The 21,287-nt window shown below is 38.5% G+C and carries 18 protein-coding genes; 8 read left to right on the forward strand and 10 right to left on the reverse strand.

The window, feature by feature from the left end:
• Positions 1 to 513: 513 nt before the first annotated feature.
• Entirely contained in the window at positions 514 to 2,280 is a 1,767-nt protein-coding gene (locus V3564_RS06615; protein WP_455480778.1) for an ABC transporter ATP-binding protein, read from the reverse strand.
• Positions 2,281 to 2,501: 221 nt separating this feature from the next.
• Positions 2,502 to 3,020 carry a translation initiation factor IF-3 gene (gene infC, locus V3564_RS06620; RefSeq protein ID WP_455480779.1) on the reverse strand — a complete coding sequence of 173 codons (519 nt, stop codon included), beginning with the start codon at positions 3,018 to 3,020 and terminating at the stop codon, positions 2,502 to 2,504.
• A gap of 194 nt (positions 3,021 to 3,214) precedes the next feature.
• On the opposite strand from infC, the gene V3564_RS06625 reads away from it, so the two are divergent.
• From V3564_RS06625 to dapE, 3 genes are all read left to right on the forward strand, one after another.
• The gene (locus V3564_RS06625; protein WP_455480780.1) at positions 3,215 to 3,994 is read left to right on the forward strand and encodes an alpha/beta hydrolase; all 780 of its coding nucleotides are present in this window, start codon (positions 3,215 to 3,217) and stop codon (positions 3,992 to 3,994) included.
• Positions 3,995 to 4,025: 31 nt separating this feature from the next.
• Positions 4,026 to 4,772: a M48 family metallopeptidase gene (locus V3564_RS06630; RefSeq protein WP_455480781.1), complete on the forward strand. Its 747-nt coding sequence runs from the start codon at positions 4,026 to 4,028 to the stop codon at positions 4,770 to 4,772.
• 214 nt (positions 4,773 to 4,986) lie between these two features.
• Positions 4,987 to 6,159: a succinyl-diaminopimelate desuccinylase gene (gene dapE / locus V3564_RS06635; protein WP_455480782.1), complete on the forward strand. Its 1,173-nt coding sequence runs from the start codon at positions 4,987 to 4,989 to the stop codon at positions 6,157 to 6,159.
• A gap of 96 nt (positions 6,160 to 6,255) precedes the next feature.
• Here the strand turns inward: dapE and hemW are convergent, their stop codons facing one another.
• Positions 6,256 to 7,455 (reverse strand): radical SAM family heme chaperone HemW, encoded by a 1,200-nt coding sequence (gene hemW, locus V3564_RS06640; RefSeq protein WP_455480783.1) that lies wholly within the window; start codon positions 7,453 to 7,455, stop codon positions 6,256 to 6,258.
• The gene (gene rdgB, locus V3564_RS06645; RefSeq protein ID WP_455480784.1) at positions 7,452 to 8,099 is read right to left on the reverse strand and encodes an RdgB/HAM1 family non-canonical purine NTP pyrophosphatase; all 648 of its coding nucleotides are present in this window, start codon (positions 8,097 to 8,099) and stop codon (positions 7,452 to 7,454) included. Before rdgB ends, hemW begins: the two co-directional genes overlap by 4 nt.
• Before the next feature lie 320 nt (positions 8,100 to 8,419).
• Between rdgB and hrcA the strand changes: the two genes are divergently transcribed.
• Positions 8,420 to 9,490: a heat-inducible transcriptional repressor HrcA gene (gene hrcA, locus V3564_RS06650; RefSeq protein WP_455480785.1), complete on the forward strand. Its 1,071-nt coding sequence runs from the start codon at positions 8,420 to 8,422 to the stop codon at positions 9,488 to 9,490.
• Between the two features lie 125 nt (positions 9,491 to 9,615).
• A complete protein-coding gene (grpE, locus tag V3564_RS06655; RefSeq protein ID WP_455480786.1) occupies positions 9,616 to 10,278 on the forward strand; it encodes a nucleotide exchange factor GrpE in 663 nt (220 codons plus the stop codon).
• 1,295 nt (positions 10,279 to 11,573) lie between these two features.
• Here grpE and V3564_RS06660 read toward each other — a convergent pair.
• From V3564_RS06660 to V3564_RS06680, 5 genes are all read right to left on the reverse strand, one after another.
• The gene (locus V3564_RS06660; protein ID WP_455480787.1) at positions 11,574 to 11,870 is read right to left on the reverse strand and encodes an HPr family phosphocarrier protein; all 297 of its coding nucleotides are present in this window, start codon (positions 11,868 to 11,870) and stop codon (positions 11,574 to 11,576) included.
• A gap of 16 nt (positions 11,871 to 11,886) precedes the next feature.
• Entirely contained in the window at positions 11,887 to 12,285 is a 399-nt protein-coding gene (locus tag V3564_RS06665) for a PTS sugar transporter subunit IIA (protein ID WP_455480788.1), read from the reverse strand.
• A 134-nt stretch (positions 12,286 to 12,419) separates the two neighbouring features.
• Entirely contained in the window at positions 12,420 to 12,884 is a 465-nt protein-coding gene (locus V3564_RS06670) for an HPr kinase/phosphatase C-terminal domain-containing protein (RefSeq protein WP_455480789.1), read from the reverse strand.
• Between the two features lie 23 nt (positions 12,885 to 12,907).
• Positions 12,908 to 14,692, reverse strand: coding sequence for a stimulus-sensing domain-containing protein (locus V3564_RS06675; RefSeq protein ID WP_455480790.1), 1,785 nt, complete (start codon positions 14,690 to 14,692; stop codon positions 12,908 to 12,910).
• 39 nt (positions 14,693 to 14,731) lie between these two features.
• Complete coding sequence (locus tag V3564_RS06680) at positions 14,732 to 15,454, reverse strand: response regulator transcription factor (RefSeq protein ID WP_455480791.1); 723 nt, start codon at positions 15,452 to 15,454, stop codon at positions 14,732 to 14,734.
• Between the two features lie 375 nt (positions 15,455 to 15,829).
• Between V3564_RS06680 and lysM the strand changes: the two genes are divergently transcribed.
• On the forward strand, positions 15,830 to 16,285 hold the full coding sequence (gene lysM, locus V3564_RS06685; protein ID WP_455480792.1) for a peptidoglycan-binding protein LysM: 456 nt from the start codon (positions 15,830 to 15,832) through the stop codon (positions 16,283 to 16,285).
• A 135-nt stretch (positions 16,286 to 16,420) separates the two neighbouring features.
• Here the strand turns inward: lysM and V3564_RS06690 are convergent, their stop codons facing one another.
• On the reverse strand, positions 16,421 to 16,963 hold the full coding sequence (locus tag V3564_RS06690) for a copper chaperone PCu(A)C (protein WP_455480793.1): 543 nt from the start codon (positions 16,961 to 16,963) through the stop codon (positions 16,421 to 16,423).
• 887 nt (positions 16,964 to 17,850) lie between these two features.
• Here V3564_RS06690 and dnaK point away from each other — a divergent pair.
• On the forward strand, positions 17,851 to 19,749 hold the full coding sequence (gene dnaK / locus V3564_RS06695; protein WP_455480794.1) for a molecular chaperone DnaK: 1,899 nt from the start codon (positions 17,851 to 17,853) through the stop codon (positions 19,747 to 19,749).
• A 157-nt stretch (positions 19,750 to 19,906) separates the two neighbouring features.
• Positions 19,907 to 21,055 carry a molecular chaperone DnaJ gene (dnaJ, locus tag V3564_RS06700; RefSeq protein ID WP_455481474.1) on the forward strand — a complete coding sequence of 383 codons (1,149 nt, stop codon included), beginning with the start codon at positions 19,907 to 19,909 and terminating at the stop codon, positions 21,053 to 21,055.
• Positions 21,056 to 21,287 lie beyond the last annotated feature (232 nt).

Below are 21,287 nucleotides of genomic sequence, written 5' to 3' on the forward strand. Positions count from 1 at the left end.
TTAAATAATATCATTTCAGTTTTCAGATGTGAGAATAAAACGCAAAGTTTGACTTAAGACATTCCCTGCAGCATGAATTTTTGCGATCAATCCTTTCTTGCTTTTTCTTATGCTGATTTTATCTATAAGCCTGCAACACAGGGGTAAGAACGAACAAAGGTGACGTCAATCATCGTAGTTTCACTATCATAGCCTTTAGCAAACCCTTTTAAAATGTGATGCCAACCCCTTTTTAAGCATATCAAGATTCACAACGTTTATGGATACTAGGTCAAGAGAAACCTTCGCTATTGGGCTACTGCTTTTAGAATAAGGTTAACTCTTTCAACAAAACAATGGGTAGGATTTTTAATTCTCATGTGAATCCTAGAAATGTATCTTCAATAAATCGTAAATCTTTTGCCAATCATTGCTATTAATAAATAGTCCTATGGTAATATTCCCGTTCTTTATAAAGGAATGTAACTATCTGTCCACTTCTTTAATCCCAAATCTTACTTAAATGTTTAGAAACTAGGGCATGTGCTTTTGGGATTGGATATTATAAAGTTTTTTGTAAAAACCATTTTCCTTTGCTAGCAATTCTTTTTGGGTGCCTTCTTCAATCAGTTGACCATTTTGTATGACAACAATTTTATGAGCGCGGGCAATCGTTGAAAGACGATGGGCAATGATGATAGTTGTGCGCCCTTTTGTGAGGCGATAAAGGGCTTCATTAATTTGTGCTTCAGTGTGCGAGTCCAATGCACTTGTTGCTTCATCAAGAATCAGTATTTCACTATCATGAAGCATTGCTCTGGCGATAGCGAGTCGTTGTTTTTGCCCACCTGAAAGATTACAGCCATTATCGCCTATCTGCGTATCATAGCCATTTGGTAGCTTCATAATAAAGTCGTGGGCATTGGCTGTTTTTGCTGCTTTAATAATATCGTTGTTGCTGGCATTTTCTTTCCCAAGCCCGATATTATATTTAACAGTTCCTTGAAAGAGAAAAGTATCCTGTCCTACATAGGCCATTAAGTTTCTGAGGGAGCGAAATGTAATGTAGCGAATGTCTTGGTCATTAATCAATATGCGTCCCTTTGTGGGATCATAAAGGCGCATAATAAGATTGATAAAAGTTGATTTTCCTGACCCTGATGGTCCCACCAATGCTGTTATTTTTCCAGGTTCTATTTCTAGATTGATGTCCTTCAACACCATTTGGTTATCTGTATATGCAAAAGAAACATTTTCGAAACGGATAGTCCCTTGTGTTTTATCCAGGTCTTGAGCTTTTTCATGTTCTATAACTGTAAGAGGATGGTCAAGTATTTCGTACATTGTATGGATATTAACCAAGCCAGTTTCAATTTTTACACGTACATTGGCTAGTCTTTTTGCAGGTTCGTAAGCTAAAAGTAAAGCTACAATAAAGGACATGAATTCACCTTGAACGCCTGCACGTTGGGTTGCAAGGTAGCCGGAAAAGCAGATAATACCCGCAATGGCGACACCAGCGAATGTTTCCATAATCGGATTTGTAATGGCTTCAAGTGTTGCAATATTGTTTGCTTGTTTTTCAACATCGCAAATGGCTTTGTTCATACGTTTTTTCATTAACTCTTCTAATGAAAAAGCTTTGATGACTCGGATACCGATAGTACTTTCCTGCACAATTTTGATAATTTCACCAAGTGAGAGAAGTTCTTTTTCCACGAGGCCGCGAATACGCTTTAAAGCCATTCGCACTCCTAAAAAAGCCAACGGTCCTACTATTAAAGTAATGGCAATTAACATAAAATTTTGAATGAACATAACAAACAACAGGCCACTAACGGAAAGCAAATCACGTACAAAAGTTGTGATAATTGTATCAATGATATTACGCGCTGCTGTAGCGTTGTGGGTTACGCGAACAAGAAGATCAGATGAAGTGTTATTGTGATAAAAAGAGATTCCTTGTTCCATAAGGCGTGCGTAAATTTTGCGCTGTTGTTCAGCAACAATACTGTTACCTGCTTTACTCAAAAAATAAGTTTGAGCAAAAATCGCAATTCCTTTGAGAATAAAAATGAAGGCAATGATGCTAGAAATCAAAACGATCATACCAAAATTCTGCGCGTCAATAATATAATTAACCACGTCACGCATAATCCATGCACTGGCTGCAGTTGTGCAGGAAATAATGATCATTGAAAAAATAGCTGCACTGTACCAACGCGCATGTTTATGAAAATTTTCTCGCAAAAGGCGAATGATAAGATGTTTATCGAAAGCAGAAATTCGTTTTTTAGCCATGAAGCGCTTTTGTATTCTATCGTTGTTTTATGCGAAACTGAAGTACTCTTAATTAAAGACATTTAGTCTTTTTAATTAAAAAGAGTATCCTCTTAATAGAGAGATTAGCGCACAACACCCACTACTTTAAAAGCATCACAAAAGCCATATGCAACACTTTTAAATCATATCCACATGCTCAACTCTGATGAGTTGCACTCTATTATTATCCCAATAAAAAGTTATTTGGGTGCTATCACCATCATCATTTGACGGCCTTCTAGTTTTGGCTCAGATTCGATTTTGGCAATTTCACTTGTATCCTCTTTAACACGCTGAAGAAGCTTTAATCCAAGATCTTGGTGTGCCATTTCACGCCCACGGAAACGCAAAGTAATCTTTACTTTATCACCGTTACCAATAAAGCGATGAACAGCCCTGAGTTTGACTTCATAATCATGAACATCAACATTTGGACGCACCTTAATCTCTTTGATTTCGATGACTTTTTGCTTTTTACGTGTTTCAGCCGCTTTTTTTTGGGTCTGATATTTCAATTTGCCTAAATCAATGACTTTACATACGGGTGGTTCCGCATTTGGTACAATTTCAACCAAGTCAAGCCCTGCATCTGCGGCTATAGCAAGTGCTTCTTGTATTGCAACAATTCCCTGATGTTGCCCCATCTCATTGATAAGCTGAACACGAGGAACTCGGATATCTTGATTTGAACGTGGCCCGTCTTTCTGGGTAGGCGTCATTTTAAATGGTCTGCGAATGATTTATGCTCCTTAATTTGATTCATATACAGCGTTATTTAATATACAATTATACACAGAAAAACAACTAGAATTCGTGCCTTTTGCATTATTTGATTTACTGCTTCGTGGAGGGATATTTGGAGGATAAAAATTTTTCTTTTATTAATAAAAATGTTTTATAGAGGAAAACGATAATGGATCAGAATATTTCTCATCAATTTTTTTCGTTTGAGGACATTGCGCTCGCAGTACGCCATCGCAAAGGTGATAGTTCTCCAGGTTTAGTTTGGCTTCCTGGCTATCAATCTGATATGTTGGGGTGCAAGGCGATGTTGGTTGATAGTTTTGCCCAGAAGAATGATTTGTCTTGTTTACGCTTTGATTACTCTGGTCATGGAGAATCGGAAGGTGATTTTTTTCAAGGAACGATTTCACGTTGGGTTAGGGAAAGTTTAGCGATTTTTGAAACCTATTGTAAAGGGCCACAAATTTTAATTGGTTCTTCTATGGGGGGATGGATTGCTCTAAAGCTTGCTATGATGCTAGCGCAGAAAAATAAAATGCTTGCTGGCATGGTGCTGATTGCACCGGCTCCTGATTTTACACAAACATTAGTGGAACCAGCGTTAGGCCCAGAGGAATGGAAAATTTTGGAAGAAAAAGGGTATATTGAACGACCTGCCGTTGGTGATGAGAAGCCTATACCCTTTACAAAAGCGTTGATTGAAGATGGGCGAGGTAACTGCGTCATGAAGGGATGTATTGATGTTGGGTGTCCGATTCATATTTTACAAGGGATGAAAGATGAGGAGATACCCTATCAGCATACATTGACTTTGCTTAATCATTTGCCTTTTCATGATGTGACATTAACACTCGTTCGTGACGCAGATCATCGGTTTTCGCGCCCACAAGATTTATATTGCCTTGAAACAGTGTTGAGGGCATTGATTGATAGAATTAATGCAGGATAGGGGTTAATTCATTGGTGATGAAGAATATTGTATGACCGTTTATAAACAGTCTTTTATTTTCTCTGATCGCGTTGTGCCTCTACAGGTGCGCAAACATAAGCATGCGCGCCACCTTACATTACGTATTGATGCGAGTCGCCAGGAAATTTATGTAACAATACCACCGATGATAAGTCTTTCTTTGGTTCAAGGTTTTATAGAAAAGCACAGATCTTGGATTGAGGCACGTCTTGAGCACCTACAATTTTCGCATAAAAATTATTATCTCAAAGAGGGTAGAACGATTCCTTTGTTAGGTGTTGCACATACCATAAGGCATAAAGAAGGACGTGGGATAGCAGAAATCGTTACAGGGGATGCTGGACAAGAGCCACAAATTATCGTTTACGGTCGATTGGAATATTTGCCAAGGCGTGTTGCTAATATTTTAAAGAAACAGTCTAAAATCATTATAACACCATTGGTAAAAAGTTATGCACGTAAAGTAGAGCGTAAAGTGAAATCAATTTGTTATAAAGATACCAAGAGCCGTTGGGGTTCCTGTTCAATAGATGGGCGTCTCTCTTTTTCTTGGCGTCTTGTTATGGCACCAAAAGAAATTGTTGAATATGTTGTTGCGCATGAGGTCACCCATCTGATCGAAATGAATCATGGGCCAAAATTTTGGGCTCTTTGTGAAAAACTTTGTCCTAGCAGTAAAATTTATCGCGCTTGGTTGAAAGAAAATGGTCATATGTTGCAAGCAATCAATTTTCATTCATATAAGTTGAAAATATGAAAAACCTTGAAAAAGACAATATTCTATGGAACTTCTTATTTAGCATTTCCATTATATATGTGCTTCATCTCATGATGAGAGAGCCATTGAAGGCTTAGCACGATTGTCTTCCCCTGCTTGGTTTGCTAGTGCCTTCAATGTTTTTTCTTTATTTTTTTTGTAATTCAGCTTAATGACCTTTGATAATTTTTAAGTTCAAATTGGAAGAGCACTGATGCCCATCCTTACAGATCCTATCCGGCTATTACAAGCACTTATTCGTTGTCCTTCTGTTACGCCCCATGAAGCAGGTGCTTTATCAACTTTAGAACTATTTTTAACAAAGATGCGGTTTCGTGTTGAGCGTCCTATTTTTTCAGATAGAAATACAGAAGACGTTGAAAATCTTTATGCAAAAATGGGAAAAGAAGGGCCACATCTTATGTTTGCTGGTCATATTGATGTGGTGCCATCAGGTGAGCTAGAAAGCTGGACATATCCTCCTTTTGAAGGTGTAATAAAACAGGGAAAATTATACGGGCGGGGTGCTGTTGATATGAAAGGCGGAATTGCTTGTTTTGTTGCAGCGCTAGCTCGGGTTCTCGAGAAACAATCCATTAAAGGAATGGTAAGCCTTTTGATTACCGGTGATGAAGAAGGTCCTGCTATTAACGGTACGGTCAAACTTCTCAAATGGGCAGAACAAAAAGGTGAAAAATGGGCTGCAGCTCTTGTAGGAGAACCAACGAGCGTAAAAGCTGTTGGTGATGTGATCAAAATTGGTCGTCGGGGATCAATTTCTGGTATCATTACGGTTAAAGGTCGCCAAGGCCATGTGGCTTTTCCTGAGCGAGCCGCCAATCCATTGCCTTTAGTAAGTAAGCTTATTCAGGCGTTGACGCAAACTGCTTTAGATCAAGGGACGGAAAATTTTCAACCAAGTAATTTGGAATTAACAGCCATTGATACAGGTAATTCTGCAGTGAATATTATTCCAGCGCAGACGACAGTTCGTTTTAATATACGATATAATGATCTTTGGACAAAAGAAACACTTGTTGCGGAAATTGAAAAGCGTCTTGCTTCAGTGCAATCAAAAAACAATAGTGATCAATTACCCTACTATCAGCTTAAATGGATTCCGAGTTTGGGAGGGGTTTTTGTGACAAAAAATTATAAACTTGTTAAAACTTTATCGAATGCTATCAAAAGTGTTACAGGAAATATACCTGAATGTTCAACCTCAGGGGGAACTTCGGATGCGCGATTTATTAAGGATTATTGCCCAGTGGTTGAATTTGGTTTACCAGGGCAAACGATGCATATGGTGGATGAGTGTGTGACCCTTGACGCAATGGAAACCCTAACTGCCATTTATGAGCGTTTCATTATTGATTTTTTTGCGTAAAGAAGTGATTATTTTTAAAAAAATTTTCATAACAAGGTGAAAACCGTTAATATTATATCGCAATTGATGTGATGGGAGTTTAGAATCATAGATATTTTAGTTTGCCAATTGGCTGATGATATGGTCAAGAAAGATGCGTCCTGTGGCTGTGGCTTTTAAGCGGTTATTTCCTAGCATTTCTATTAGTCCTTGTTGTTGTAAATCGATAAGCTTTTCTATTGGTAAGCTCTTAGGATTTAGAGTTTCATAACGCGAAAGATCCAAACCTTCCGAAAGACGCAAGCCCATGAGAAGCATTTCGTTTGCTTGTTGCGTTGTAGATAAAAGTTCTGTTTCGATACAGCCATGCCCTGTAGTTTCTACCAACTCAAGCCAATGTTCGGGATATTTTTCATTTATTGTGACATAACGTTCACAATGTTCAATTTGAGAGGAAGGTACTTTTGAATAGACAGAAAAATTATTCTGTGAGCGCTTGATAAAGCGTCCATGTGCGCCTGGACCAAAGCCAGCATATTCGTGATAACGCCAATAAAGAAGATTGTGAGCGGATTCAGCCCCAGGGATTGCATGATTTGAGATTTCATAGGCTGGAAGTCCATGCATAGCGGTTATTTCTTGGGTGAGATGATATAGGTCTGCTGCGAGTTCTGAGGCGGGGAGGGTAAGCCTTCCTGCAGCATGAAGACGTTTAAAAGCAGTGCCTTCTTCTATAGTCAATTGGTAAAGAGAAAGATGATCTGCTGCCAAATTAATGGCTTGAAAAAGTTCAGATTTCCATTGTTCAAGTGTTTGTTCAGGGCGAGCATAAATTAAATCAAAAGATAAACGTGGAAAGATTTGCCGTGCTAAAGCAATAGCATGAAGAGCTTGTTCCACATCATGGAGACGGCCAAGTTGTTTTAAAGCTTTGTTATTAAGTGCTTGTACGCCTAAAGATAAGCGGTTAACTCCTGCTGCGTGGTATCCGCGAAAGCGCTCTGCCTCCACACTAGATGGGTTTGCTTCTAGTGTGATTTCTGCTTTATCATCGATCGTCCACTTTCTTGCAAGTGCTTGCAACAGGGCATCAACAGTCTGAGGCGTCATAAGAGAAGGCGTTCCTCCACCAATAAAAATACTCGTAATATGACGTGAGCCTATTTTATGGTACTGCGTTTCTATTTCGCGTTCAAAGGCGGTTACAAAACGTGGTTGATCAACATCATGAACCCGAACGTGTGAATTGAAATCACAATAAGGGCATTTTGCGGCGCAAAAGGGCCAGTGAATGTAAATGCCAAAAGATTCATTCATGAGAGTGTCAAAAGGTTTTCTGCTAAAAGCTTGAAAGCACGTGCGCGATGCGAGAGAGGTGTTTTACCATTGAGTCCCCAGCCATGTTTTTGCTCCGTTGACATTTCGCCAAAGGTATTTTCATATCCATCTGGTAAAAAAATGGGATCAAACCCAAAACCTTTGTCCCCACGTGGAGGCCAAATCAATGTCCCTTCAACGCTACCACGGAAATAATCTGCATGAGTATCGGGCCATGCAATGCAGATGACTGATATAAACCGGCCTTTCCGTTGGCTTTTTTTATGTGCTCCAATTTTTTGGAGTTCGTCTTCTATTTTTTGCATAGCTTTTGAAAAGTTACGTGTACCATCAGGTTGAAGAGCCCAATCAGCGGTATAAACGCCTGGTGCGCCACCCAGTGCATCCACCTCCATACCAGAATCATCAGAGAGAGCAGGAAGCCCTGTACTTTTTGCCGCTGTAAAGGCTTTGATGTAGGCATTTTCTTCAAATGTTGTTCCCGTTTCTTTTGGTTCTGGTAATCCGAGCTCTTTTGCTGATTGTATTGTTAAACCGAAGGGAGCAATCAAAGTGGTAATTTCATGCAATTTGCCGGTGTTATGTGTAGAAATAATGAGTTTTTTAGCTGTTATGTTTCTCATATAATTTCTCCAGGAATGAAAGGGGAGCTATTTTTGCGCTAAAAACCAGATTAAACATTTACATATACAGGTTTTTCCAGATTTTACGCAATACGATCCTCTTGCATATTTACTGATATTCCATTTAAATGAAATCTCTCATATTTTGTGAGGACAAAATGATTGAAAAGACATACAGATGGTTCCTTTTTGATGATAGCATTTTTTATAATATTTTATAATAAATTATAATATGTTTTTGCACTACTTTAGACTGTTTGACCAAACCTTGACAAAACTTATATAAGAGAGAAGTGTTTTTAAGTAGTGAAACAATTGTAATGAAGCACAAACCTATTGATGATGAGCTAAAATATCTTGATGAGCGTTCGCGTGATATCTTCCGCCATATTGTGGAGGCTTATCTTAATGACGGTGAACCTGTAGGATCACGAAATCTTTCACGGCTTTTGCGACAGACATTATCGCCGGCGACGATTCGTAATGTGATGAGTGATCTTGAACATCTTGGTTTGATTTATGCACCTCATGTATCTGCAGGACGAATGCCGACACAATCGGGGTTACGGTTTTTTGTTGATGCTTTTATGGAAATGGGTGATTTACCAAACGAAGAGCGCGAAAGTATTGAAATGCAAGTCAAGGAAGCTGGTCATGCACAATCAGTTGAACATTTTCTCACCCAAGCTAGCCAAGTTCTTTCAGATCTTTCACGTGGAGCAGGACTCGTTCTAGCGACGAAACATGAAGGGATTTTGAGGCATATTGAATTTGTGCGTCTTGATGGGGATAATGCTCTTGCAGTTTTAGTGACCCAACAGGGTGAAGTTGAAAATCGTATTGTTCATTTACCAGAAGGGGTTACCCATGCACAATTGACGGAGGCAACAAATTTTCTCAATGCTCATATTCAGGGACGAACATTGAGTGAAGCTAAAGGGGAAATTGCGCGTTTATGCTCAGAAACACGGGCCGCACTCGATCATTTATCTCATCATCTTGTTGAAACAGGACTAGCTCTTTGGGGAGGAGAAGATGCTGATCATAAAATACACCTTATTGTTCGTGGGCGAAGTAATTTACTTGAAGATGTAAAGGCAAAAGAAGATTTAGAGCGCTTACGGCACCTGTTTGATGACCTTGAAACGCGTGAAAGTATGGCGCAGCTCCTTGATTTAACAGATGAAGGTTCGGGGGTTCGTATCTTTATTGGCTCAGAAAATAAATTGTTTTCGCTTTCTGGTTCTTCTTTAGTGGTGGCACCTTATCGTGATTCTAAACAAAGAGTCATTGGTGCTTTAGGAGTTATTGGGCCCACACGGCTTAATTATGCAAGGATTGTACCCATGGTTGATTATACCGCTCAACTTTTATCACAACTGTTGCGTTAAAACGACTAGGTGAGTATCTGTACTATAAACGCGTATTGTATTTAAGATTCGTAAATACCTCTTGATTTTTGTCTGTAAAATTTCGATATCGATAATAACAACTCTTATGAAGGAATAGAATTTTTATGTCTGATGAAAAAAACAAATTTACTGACGCTTCATTTGAAAATTCCAATTTGAAAAATTCAACTGATCGCGATGCATTGAAACAAGCGGCTGATGAGTTTTTAAAAACGCGTGAAGCGGAGACTCGTGCAGAGGTTGAAGAGAAAGAAAATGAAATTACAGATCCCTTAGCTGCTTTGCAGGACGAAAATAAAGAGTTGAAAGATCAGCTTTTACGTCTTGCTGCAGATATGGAAAATCTGCGACGCCGTACTGCGCGTGATGTGGCGGATGCGAAGGCGTATTCAATTGCTAATTTTGCACGTGACATGTTATCTGTTTCTGATAATCTCAGTCGTGCTTTGGAAGCTATTCCAGAAGGTGCACGGGAAAATGATGCTGGTTTGAAAACATTAGCAGAGGGTGTTGAAATGACCGAGCGTGCAATGATAGCAGCGTTAGAACGTCACGGGGTAAAGAAGATTTTTCCAGAAGGGCAAAAATTTGATCCTCATTTTCATCAAGCGATGTTTGAAATTTCTGACTCCAATGTTCCAGATAACACTGTTCAGCAAGTTGTGCAGGCGGGTTACATTATCGGTGAGCGTGTTCTGCGTCCGGCGATAGTTGGTGTAGCCAAAGGGGGAACAAAAGAAGTTTCTATTGAACCGGATTCAGCTTGAAACATATCAATAATGATATTCCAGCGCAAAAATGTGGCATTGTGTGCAGTTTCATATTTTTGAAGCATTTTATCAAAGAGAGTTCTAAGGGGGTTAAAACACCTTTTTATCCTTGAAGTGTCCAGATTTTTCACAATATACGGGTATCGCTTAAGGGAATAGCGATAATAATAAAACAAAATAATCAAGCAGAAAAAGAGGAAACGAAAAATCACTCTGAGAGATAGATAAGAATAAAAATCTTTAGATTTAATAAAACAGTTGCGCAAGAGTAATATGTGGAGTGAGTCCTTTTTAATGAGGCGCTCCCCCTAAGCTGCTAAAAATACATTGCATTTTTGCGTATAAAAGGTTAAGAGTTGCACAGGGCTCAATACGAATTAGGAAAATGTGGAACACTTTCTGAACTAAAAATATCAACCTCTCTTGTTTATAACACAGAAGGATGGAATTTTATTGTATCAAAGGTGCACATAAGCTCATCTGCTAGGAAGACTTTCAATCTAACCGAAAAAAAACAAAGTAACGCAAAAACTTTGTACGTTAGTGTGTTGTCCCCTTAGTAATTCATTTTGCCAACGACATAATTGTTTCTAGAGAAACTTGCAGAGCACAGCGTAGCATAACACTTTCTTATACTTAAAAAATTTCACCGCAAACATAAGTACGGATAAGTTGATAACGGACAATATCACCAATTCTCTGACAATAATCAGTAATGTAGATAAAAAATGTTAAAAGAATGACTGCTATAATTATAAATTGAATTGATGAAGTTTGTTGTTCTAAGAGAACAGTCGTAATGTCAATAAGAACTGTATTTATGTGAACTTTTTGCTAGAATATGTGATTAAGAATTATTTATATTCCAATTATTATTGTTATAAATACTCTAAAATAAGAAAAATCGATAGTTTTTTGATCACGAAATAGTATTAATATTTGCTAAAAGCAGATTCAAAAATGCTTGAGTATATTGAATTAAAAGATGTATATTTTTCTTCTATAATTATTTAACCATGGGTATTAAGCGTGGCGATAATCATAATGATCAACAAAGGTTCAAATGAGTAAAATTGATTGAAGAGGAAAGTTGATACAGAGTTTTGATACGACATGACTACCCAAAATGTTTATAGCTGCGATAACTACGTACCACTAAAAGCACCCTCTTTATAACAAATATGAGCGCTGGTGTGGGTAAGAGAAAAACAGGAAAGTTAATCAAGATAATGATAGGAAAAAGTTTTTTTCATTTCGTAAAGGTGATGATAATATTTTTTCCAATAAAAGTTTTAGTTTTCTTCTCCAAATTTATTTTTTATAAGATTTTCAAGAGCGTCGAGAGCGTCCGTTGCTTCTGGTCCTGAAACGCGAATCGTGAGGTTGCAACCAGGGGAAGCTGCTAACATCATAAGTCCCATAATTGATGAACCGCCAACGATTTTCCCATCTTTTTCAACTTCAACAATGGCATTGAAATTGTCAACAGTTTGTACAAATTTTGCAGAAGCACGTGCATGCAAGCCACGTTTGTTACAGATACTGAAATGACGACTTAGTGTACATGGAAAAGAATTTTTAGAAAGCATCAGTGTTAATTACCCGCTATAAAATCATACTTGGTACATTAATATATTTACGCCCTGCTTCTTGCGCTATTCTTAAAGCTTCTGATAATGAAATATCAGGGCATTGGCGAATAGAAATCAGTTTAATGAGCATGGGTAAATTAACACCCGCAATCATTTCGACACGCCCTTTCTCAATAGCAGGGATAGCCATATTTGACGGTGTTCCACCGAATACATCTGTTAATATGATCACGCCATGATTTGTATCTGTAGAGGAAACTGCGGCTATAATATCACCTCGGCGCTGATCCATATCATCATCGGGATAGACGCATATTGTTGCAAATTTCTCTTGTGTTCCAACAACATGTTCCACAGCATTTAGAAATTCGATAGCCAGCTCACCGTGCGTTACAAGCACGAGTCCAATCATTTTACAAAAACTCCTGTTAACTCAAGATCCGACCATATTAGTGGAAAAGATATTGTACAAGGCTTTGTCCTGCTGCCAAGAAAAATTTGTAAAAAAAGGCAAAAATAATGATTTTTTCTATTTTTAGAGGAAAATTAGACAGATTTACGCCATATTTTTCTAAAAAAGAATGCTTCAATAGCCTGACAAATGGCTGTACAGTCTGCTTCATGAAGACTAGGGAGCTTTAAAAGGGGAATATGTAGATCTGCAAATTTAAAAGTCTGATTTGTAGAGAAGCGTTCATATTCAGAACCAAGAAGAATAACACAATCGATAGTTGTTTGTTTTTCAAATTCTATCGTGTAAAGGCCAACACCGCGAATTTCAATACCGCCCTGCAAACCCTCTGGAGTATATCCGCGAAGTTTTCCATTTTCTACACCGAGCATTGTGTAATCATCACTAATAAGTTTTGCTTCACGTTTTGACCACTCAGCACGGTCGAGCAAAGAAAGGGTAAGGGTTGATTTTCCTGATCCCGATGGGCCTATAATTAACAGACCCTTTCCTCCTAGTTGAAGGCAATTTGCATGTAGTATTTCATTTTTTGTTTTCATACCTTTTGCTTTGGATAAAAGATTTATTTAGCGAAGGGAAGCATAATAATAAAACGTGCACCAGTTTTACTATTTCCAAGTTCGGGGTCAACAATATTTTCGGCTGTAATTGTTCCATTATGAGCCTCAATGATTTGTCGACTAATAGAAAGACCAAGTCCTGAGTTTTGTCCAAAAGTATCTTCGTTTGGTCGATCGGTATAGAAGCGTTCAAAAATGCGTTCAATATTTTCTGAACGGATACCGGGGCCATTGTCTTCAATGGTTAAAATGAGAGTTGAAGCATGACTTTTCATGGTTATACGAATTTTACCGCTATCATGAGGAATAAAGGAACGTGCGTTTTCAATGAGGTTGGAAATAACTTGCCCTAAACGGAGTTCATGTCCCAACACAAGATAAGCTTTTCCATGAGGACGTGGGACAATATTAAGGCTTATATCAATGGTTTGCGTATTACGGTATACTTCTTGAACAGCATGGACGAGGCTTTCCAAAAGCAGTGTCATATCAACAATCTGTGCAGTTTCACGAGCAAGTTCTGCATCTAGCCGAGAGGCATCAGAAATGTCAGTAATCAAACGGTCAAGGCGGCGCACATCATGTTGAATAATTTCAAACAGTTGTTCCTGTGCTTCTTCGTTTTTAGCTAGTGGGAGCGTTTCAACAGCACTACGTAGTGAGGTAAGTGGATTTTTTAATTCGTGGCTTACATCAGCAGCAAAGCGTTCAATGGCTTCAATACGCATATAAAGGGCATTAGTCATATCACGAATAGAAGTTGAAAGGTGACCAATTTCATCTTCACGCATTGAAAAGTCGGGAATTTCTACACGCTTATTATTGCCGTGACGCACACGGTTGGCAGAGGCAGATAATTTGCTCAATGGATGCGCAATTGTATGGGCTAAAAATAGAGAAAGTACCAAAAGCACGCTGCCTACAACGGCAAAAACTTTAAAAATGACCAGTCTTTCGCCCTTTACAATGTTGTCAATATCTGAACCGGTAGTTGAAAGAAGAAGCGCCCCTACCACTGCACGATAACGTTGAACAGGCACGGCAACAGAAACGATTAATTGACCTTGTCTGTTGCGTCGTTTGGCAGTAGCGAGAGATCCATTTAATGCTCGGTACACTTCTGGGTAAGCAATACCGGTGTTTTTTGCTTGCTCTCTATCAATAGCAATACCAGTGCCATAAAATGCGCTTGAAAACCATGAATAGAAGCGTTCCCACATGTTTTGTTCAGTTTTAAGTGGGGGTAAATCATAGCTAAAAACTTCACCACTAGAATAGAGAACACGCGAATCAAGAAGTAAAGTAGCATCACGATCATAGATACGTGCTCTTGTCGTTTTTGGTGTGATGAGGCGTCGTAAAAGGGGGGCAACTTGTTCAGGGTTAATAGGAAAATCCCAAGAGTCGGTTGATTGGGGTGCAGGTGTAACGCTTTCTCCAGCGTGTAATTCTAAAAGCTTTTGGGGATCAATGAGAATAGAGTTTGTATCTACCGTTGCAGAAGCAGCGATTGCTCCAGCAATAATTTTTCCTTGGGTGCATAAACTTTTAATTTTCGCTTCAATCAAACCATCGCGGAACTGATTAAGATACAAAATACCTGTAACCAGAACGGCAAGGGCAGCGATATTTAGCATGACAATGCGACGTGTAAGACTGGAAAAAAGCAATTGTCTGAGGAGACGTTGTACTCGAAGATGCAGATAAGCAAACATGGAAAATGGTGTTGAAAAAACGCCACTTAGTGCTGTTTTTCGCGGAGTTTCCAATTGAGTATTTTTTGTCATTGATTTGATCGCCGTTCAAACTTTTGCGACAAAACAGTTTTACACCTCGTGAAAACGATAGCCTACACCGTAAAGTGTTTCAATCATTGCAAAATCATCATCCACTTGTTTAAACTTTTTACGTAGACGTTTAATGTGACTATCGATAGTGCGGTCATCTACATAGACTTGATCACTATAGGCAGCATCCATCAAAGCGTCGCGACTTTTCACAATTCCTGGTCTTTGTGCTAGGGTCTGTAGAATCAAAAATTCCGTAACAGTCAAGATAACAGGTTTATCTTTCCATGTACAGGTATGACGTTCTTGATCCATCACAAGATCTCCACGTTTCAGAGAAGAGGCAGGCGAGGCTCCTGTTGCAAGCGGTTGGTTACGGGCATTGGAACGACGCAGAATAGCCTTCACGCGTTCAATGAGAAGACGTTGCGAGAAAGGTTTAGTAATAAAATCGTCAGCTCCCATTTTGAGTCCAAACAGCTCATCAATTTCATCATCCTTAGAGGTAAGAAAAATAACTGGAATATCGGATTTTTGGCGCAATCGGCGCAAAAGTTCCATACCGTCCATCCGAGGCATTTTAATATCAAAAATAGCTAAGTGTGGGGGGTGTAGTGTTAGACCTTTGAGTGCAGATGCTCCATCTGTATAGCTTTCAACTCGATAGCCTTCTGTTTCAAGTGCAAAAGATAAAGATGTTAAAATATTGCGGTCATCATCAACAAGTACAATCGTTTGTGTGATTGTTGTAGTATCCTTCATGGCTTCTTAGACCTTTCTATTGCCGTGGTAGCAAATTACCCACGCTATTTATATGGGAGTTCGCATTTTTTTTGCAAAACAAATCTAGTACAAACTGTAGCAGAGTAAAAAACCTTTTATCTTTACGGTAAAAGCTTGTTTTAACTTTGCAATTTGATAATGCTTTTGCGCGTGTTAAGATCCCTTCACACAGGATAAAATTTTTATTGGGACGTTTTTTACCAAAGTTTATTCTTGTCTCTGTCCCAGAATTGAACAGGTTTGTTTTCAATCGTTGAAGTTTAGAAAATCTGCCTATTTGTTTTAACAGCAAAGACATAAGTGTAGTGATGTATGTGCAAGAAATTTGCCTCCACTGCATGAAAGGAGATCATAATGGGATTTTTTAATTTTGTTAAAGCGGTTGGCGAAAAGCTTGGCATTGGGGATCATGAGCCAGAAGAAAAAGATTTTAAGGCTGCATTTGATAACTTTCAGCTCGACACAGAAAAAATAAATATTCTGGTTGAAAATGGTAAAGCGACTTTGAGTGGTGAAGTTCCAGACAGAGAAACACTTGAAAAAGCACTTTTAGTTGTTGGCAATTCGCAGGGTATCTCTTCTGTTGATATTGACCAATTAAAGATTGTAGGTGATGCATCTATGAAAGCCTCTCGTTTTTATGAGGTAAAATCTAGTGATAATCTTTGGAAAATTGCTGAAGAAGTTTACGGAAAAGGGCAAGGTGATAAAAGTGCATTCATTTTTGAAGCCAATAAACCAATGCTGAAATCGATTGATAAAATTTATCCTGGACAAGTTTTGCGTATTCCTGAAATTGACCGTGTCTAATTACACAGAAGGTGAGTCTTTTTTACACTCTATTTTACGACGCTAAACAAAAATAAGAAACGTAGAAATCTTTTCCACGTTTCTTATTTTAGAATGTTAGATTAATAGTGATGGAAAGGTTTAGTAAGCAGGAGCTTATTTTGAAGGTGATGTTGCTCTCATGGTATTTACAAAGAAGTCAACGTCAATTGTTCCCGCTTTCTCGAATGTCAATGTTGCACTGATTTTGTCACCTATTTTGAATGGTTGTGAAAGTCCCATGAACATAATATGATTACCGCCAGGCTTAAGTGTGATTTCGCCATTGCCTGGAATTTCAATGCCATTATGCATTTTTTCCATTTTCATAATATTGTTAATGACTGTCATGGAGTGGATTTCTGCTGTTTGTGCCTCATTTGTTGAGACAGAAACTAAACGATCTGGTGTGTTGCCATGATTAATGATATAGAGATAACCACTTCCAACTTGTATACCTTTTTGTGTTGCGCGCGTCCAAGGATGAATGATTTCTATGTCACCAAGCCGGTATTGGTGAGCGAATACGGGTGGCAGAGTTATGAAAACAAAGCTAAGAGCGCACATCGCATTTACAATAATTTTTTTGAGTGAATATCGTGCGCAATAAGAATCCTTAAACATAGAATTCTTTATTCTCTTGGCAATAGATGTCATCATTGATTTACCCTCCTTCATGAGATTCACTTTCAATTGTATTTTAGCAGAGTTTTTGTTCAAAATAAAAGAAAGAATTACTCGAGTTATATTGGGAGGATAGAAGTGCATGAGTTTATCGATTTTTTAGGGAAGAAAATTAAAGTTTAAGATGGTAATGCACTTAAGGGCAAAAGGTTTGTTTTTATGTACTTACAAATTTAAGAAAGAAGTATATAGGTTAAAGAAAAATTTATGTTGGATACATTAAAAGATGACTTTCAAACAGTATAATTAAGTGTTTAGACTGTTAGAAACAGAACTTCTAAGAATAGATTAGTAGATGATATTTTCGTAAATATTAGTTTAGCAAGGTAGAGTTTAACGTCATTAAATAACCGATGTAAGAAACATTTGGCTTATTGACTAGGTGAGCATATAGCGAATAATAGAATGTCTTGCTAAGAAAGACTATGGTATTCGTAGCATAAATTTTATTGTATCTGGGTGATATTTTAAAAAGCTTTTATATGAGTGCTTCGTGGGGCTGTAAGAGATTGAGGAAGATGTTCTATCATTATTTCTCTTTTTTTAATCTTTATAGGTTGATATGCCTATGAGAGTTGCAGAAAAATATGCTATGATGTACCTTTCATTAATCAAAGAAGACGTTTATGCGTAAGCAGAATGCCTATTTTTAAAGAAAAATTTTATTTTGAGAATGTTTCTCTCATTATTCTCTTGTAGCGATAAGAGCCTGTTCTTATATACGAAGCAGAAAGGCTTGTTGCGACTTGCAGTTTATTGTTTGTGTAACTTGAAGTGAGGTGCAGGCTTTAAGTGTTATAAGGAGCTGTCTTAGAAAGATGCTTGATGAAGGTTGAGGTAGCTTGCTGAATGGAGATTATAATATGGCAAAAGTAATTGGTATTGATCTGGGGACGACTAACTCTTGTGTTGCTGTTATGGATGGCAAAAATGCAAAGGTTATCGAAAATTCAGAAGGAGCGAGGACGACGCCTTCTGTTGTTGCCTTTACTGATGGAGGTGAGCGGCTTGTTGGGCAGCCTGCTAAACGACAAGCAGTTACGAACCCTGAAGGAACAGTTTTTGCGGTTAAACGTTTAATTGGACGCCGGTTTGATGACCCTATGGTTGAAAAAGATAAAGCGCTTGTACCTTACAAAATTGTTAAAGGTGACAATGGTGATGCATGGGTCGAAGAAGCAGGTAAGAAGTATTCTCCGTCACAAATTTCAGCTATGATTTTGCAAAAGATGAAAGAAACTGCCGAGTCTTATCTTGGTGAAAAAGTTGAGCAAGCGGTTATTACTGTTCCTGCTTATTTTAATGATGCGCAACGTCAAGCTACTAAAGATGCGGGTAAAATTGCTGGACTAGAGGTTTTACGAATTATCAATGAGCCAACAGCTGCTGCTTTAGCGTATGGTTTGGATAAAAAAGATGGAAAAACTATTGCTGTTTACGACCTTGGTGGCGGTACATTTGATATTTCTGTGCTTGAAATCGGAGATGGTGTTTTTGAAGTTAAGTCAACCAACGGAGATACTTTTTTAGGCGGTGAAGATTTTGATATGCGCTTGGTTGGTTATTTTGCTGATGAATTCAAGAAAGAACAAGGGATTGATCTGAAAAATGATAAATTAGCGTTACAGCGTCTGAAAGAAGCAGCAGAAAAAGCAAAGATTGAACTTTCTTCTTCACAACAAACGGAAATCAATTTGCCATTTATTACGGCAGATCAATCTGGCCCCAAGCACTTAACAATGAAATTGACTCGGGCGAAATTTGAGTCTCTCGTTGATGATTTGGTTCAGCGCACTATTGAGCCTTGTAAAGCTGCATTAAAAGATGCAGGATTAAAAGCTGGTGAAATTGATGAAGTTGTTTTGGTGGGTGGTATGACGCGTATGCCCAAAATTCAAGAAGTTGTGCAAAACTTCTTCGGCAAGGATCCACACAAAGGCGTTAATCCTGATGAAGTTGTAGCGATGGGTGCTGCTATTCAAGGTGGGGTATTACAGGGCGATGTAAAAGACGTGTTGCTGCTGGATGTAACACCTTTATCCTTGGGTATTGAAACGTTGGGTGGAGTTTTCACACGTCTCATTGAACGTAATACCACTATCCCAACTAAAAAGTCACAAGTTTTTTCAACGGCTGATGATAATCAGAATGCTGTGACTATTCGTGTTTTCCAAGGTGAACGCGAAATGGCTAACGATAACAAGTTACTAGCTCAATTTGATCTTGTTGGTATTCCACCGGCGCCGCGTGGTATACCTCAGATTGAGGTTACTTTTGATATTGATGCGAATGGTATTGTAAATGTTTCGGCTAAAGATAAAGGAACTGGGAAAGAACATCAAATTCGTATTCAAGCATCAGGTGGTTTAAGTGATGCTGACATTGAAAAAATGGTCAAGGATGCGGAAGAGCATGCAGCTGAGGACAAAAAGCGCCGTGAAGGTGTGGAAGTTAAAAATCAAGCAGAAGCTCTTATCCACTCAACTGAAAAGTCGCTTACAGAGTATGGTGATAAGGTATCAGCGGAAGAGAAGGAACAGATTGAAACTGCAATATCTGATTTGAAGTCTGCACTTGATGGCACTGATACTGAAGAAGTAACAGCAAAAATGCAGAAATTAGCAGAAGTTAGTATGAAACTCGGACAGGCTATGTATGAGGCTTCACAAGCAGCAACAGCAAATACTGAAACAGACACAAAGAATAATAATGATGATGTTGTCGATGCTGATTTTGAAGAAGTTAACGATAAGAAGAAATAATATAAGCAGATGGATTGATTAATTAATAAACCCGGTCTTTGAAATATAAGGCTGGGCTTTGTTATTTGAGATGAGTTGAAACTTTGTGACTAAAAATATAAATTGAAAGCAAATATTATCCATTAAGATGGATGGAAAAAATTATCAGGAATACATGATGAAGGTTGATTATTATGAAATTCTTGGCGTGACTCGTGAATGTGATGATAAAAAGCTGAAGTCTGCTTTTCGTAAGTTGGCGATGCGATATCATCCTGATCGCAACGCGGGGGATAAAGAAGCAGAACGAAAATTTAAGGAAATTGTTGAAGCTTATGAAGTTCTCAAAGATCCTCAAAAACGAACTGCTTATGACCGATTTGGTCATGCGGCTTTTGAAAATAATAACAGAGAAGGAGCAAGCCCCTTTGGTGGCTTTGCTGCCGGTGGCGGATTTGCTGATATTTTCGAAGATTTTTTTGGCGAAATTATGGGGGGGATGCACCGTAAGCGTAGTGATGGCCGCGAACGTGGTGCAGATCTGAGTTATAATATGGAAGTGACTTTAGAAGAGGCATTTTCAGGAAAAACTGCGCAGATTAATATTCCTAGTTCTATTACTTGTGATGTTTGTGAAGGATCTGGCGCGAAAAAGGGTTCTAAGCCACAAGTTTGTGGAACTTGTCATGGAGCTGGCCGTGTACGCGCTGCGCAAGGCTTCTTTTCCATTGAACGAACATGTCCTGTATGTCATGGACGTGGTGAAACCATTACGGATCCATGTCCAAAATGTCAGGGGACGAGACGGGTGGAAAAAAAACGTTCATTGAGCGTGAACGTTCCAGCTGGTATTGAAGATGGTACGCGTATTCGCCTTTCTGGTGAGGGAGATGCTGGCATTCGTGGTGGTCCTAACGGTGATCTTTATATTTTTCTTTCCATTAAACCGCATGAATTTTTTCAGCGAGAAGGAGCAGATCTTCATTGTCGCGTTCCCATTTCAATGGTTACAGCTGCTTTAGGAGGAGAGTTTGAGGTTTCTGACCTTGATGGTGTCAAAGCACGTGTTAAGATTCCAGAGGGAACCCAAAATGGGCGTCAATTCCGCCTTAAAGGTAAGGGAATGCCTATGTTACGTCGTCAGCAAGCGAGGGGTGATCTTTATATTCATATTACTATTGAAACACCGCAAAAACTAACGCAAGAACAACGCGAATTGCTACAAAAGTTTGAGAAGCTTTCAAATTGTGAAAATTCACCACAATCACATGGTTTTTTTTCACGTATGAAAGAGTTTTTTGAGAATATTTCCGGCCAAAATTCGTGAATACCTATCAGAATTAAGGAATGTTGGAAGAGTTACTTGGAAGATTATTTTAATTAAATTTTTGTTACATTATAAATCTTTGAAAAGGTTAACATTTGTGTTGCTTAAAGAGAGAAGGGGTGGCTATTTTAGGATGCGTTTCTGTTGCAGGTCTAGTTTCTATGTTTCATTACATAGTTCCATGAATAAGTTTTATTTTGTGTGTCTATGAGATTTGAACGACAGTTTATCT

The organism is Bartonella sp. B12(2025), assembly GCF_053795135.1.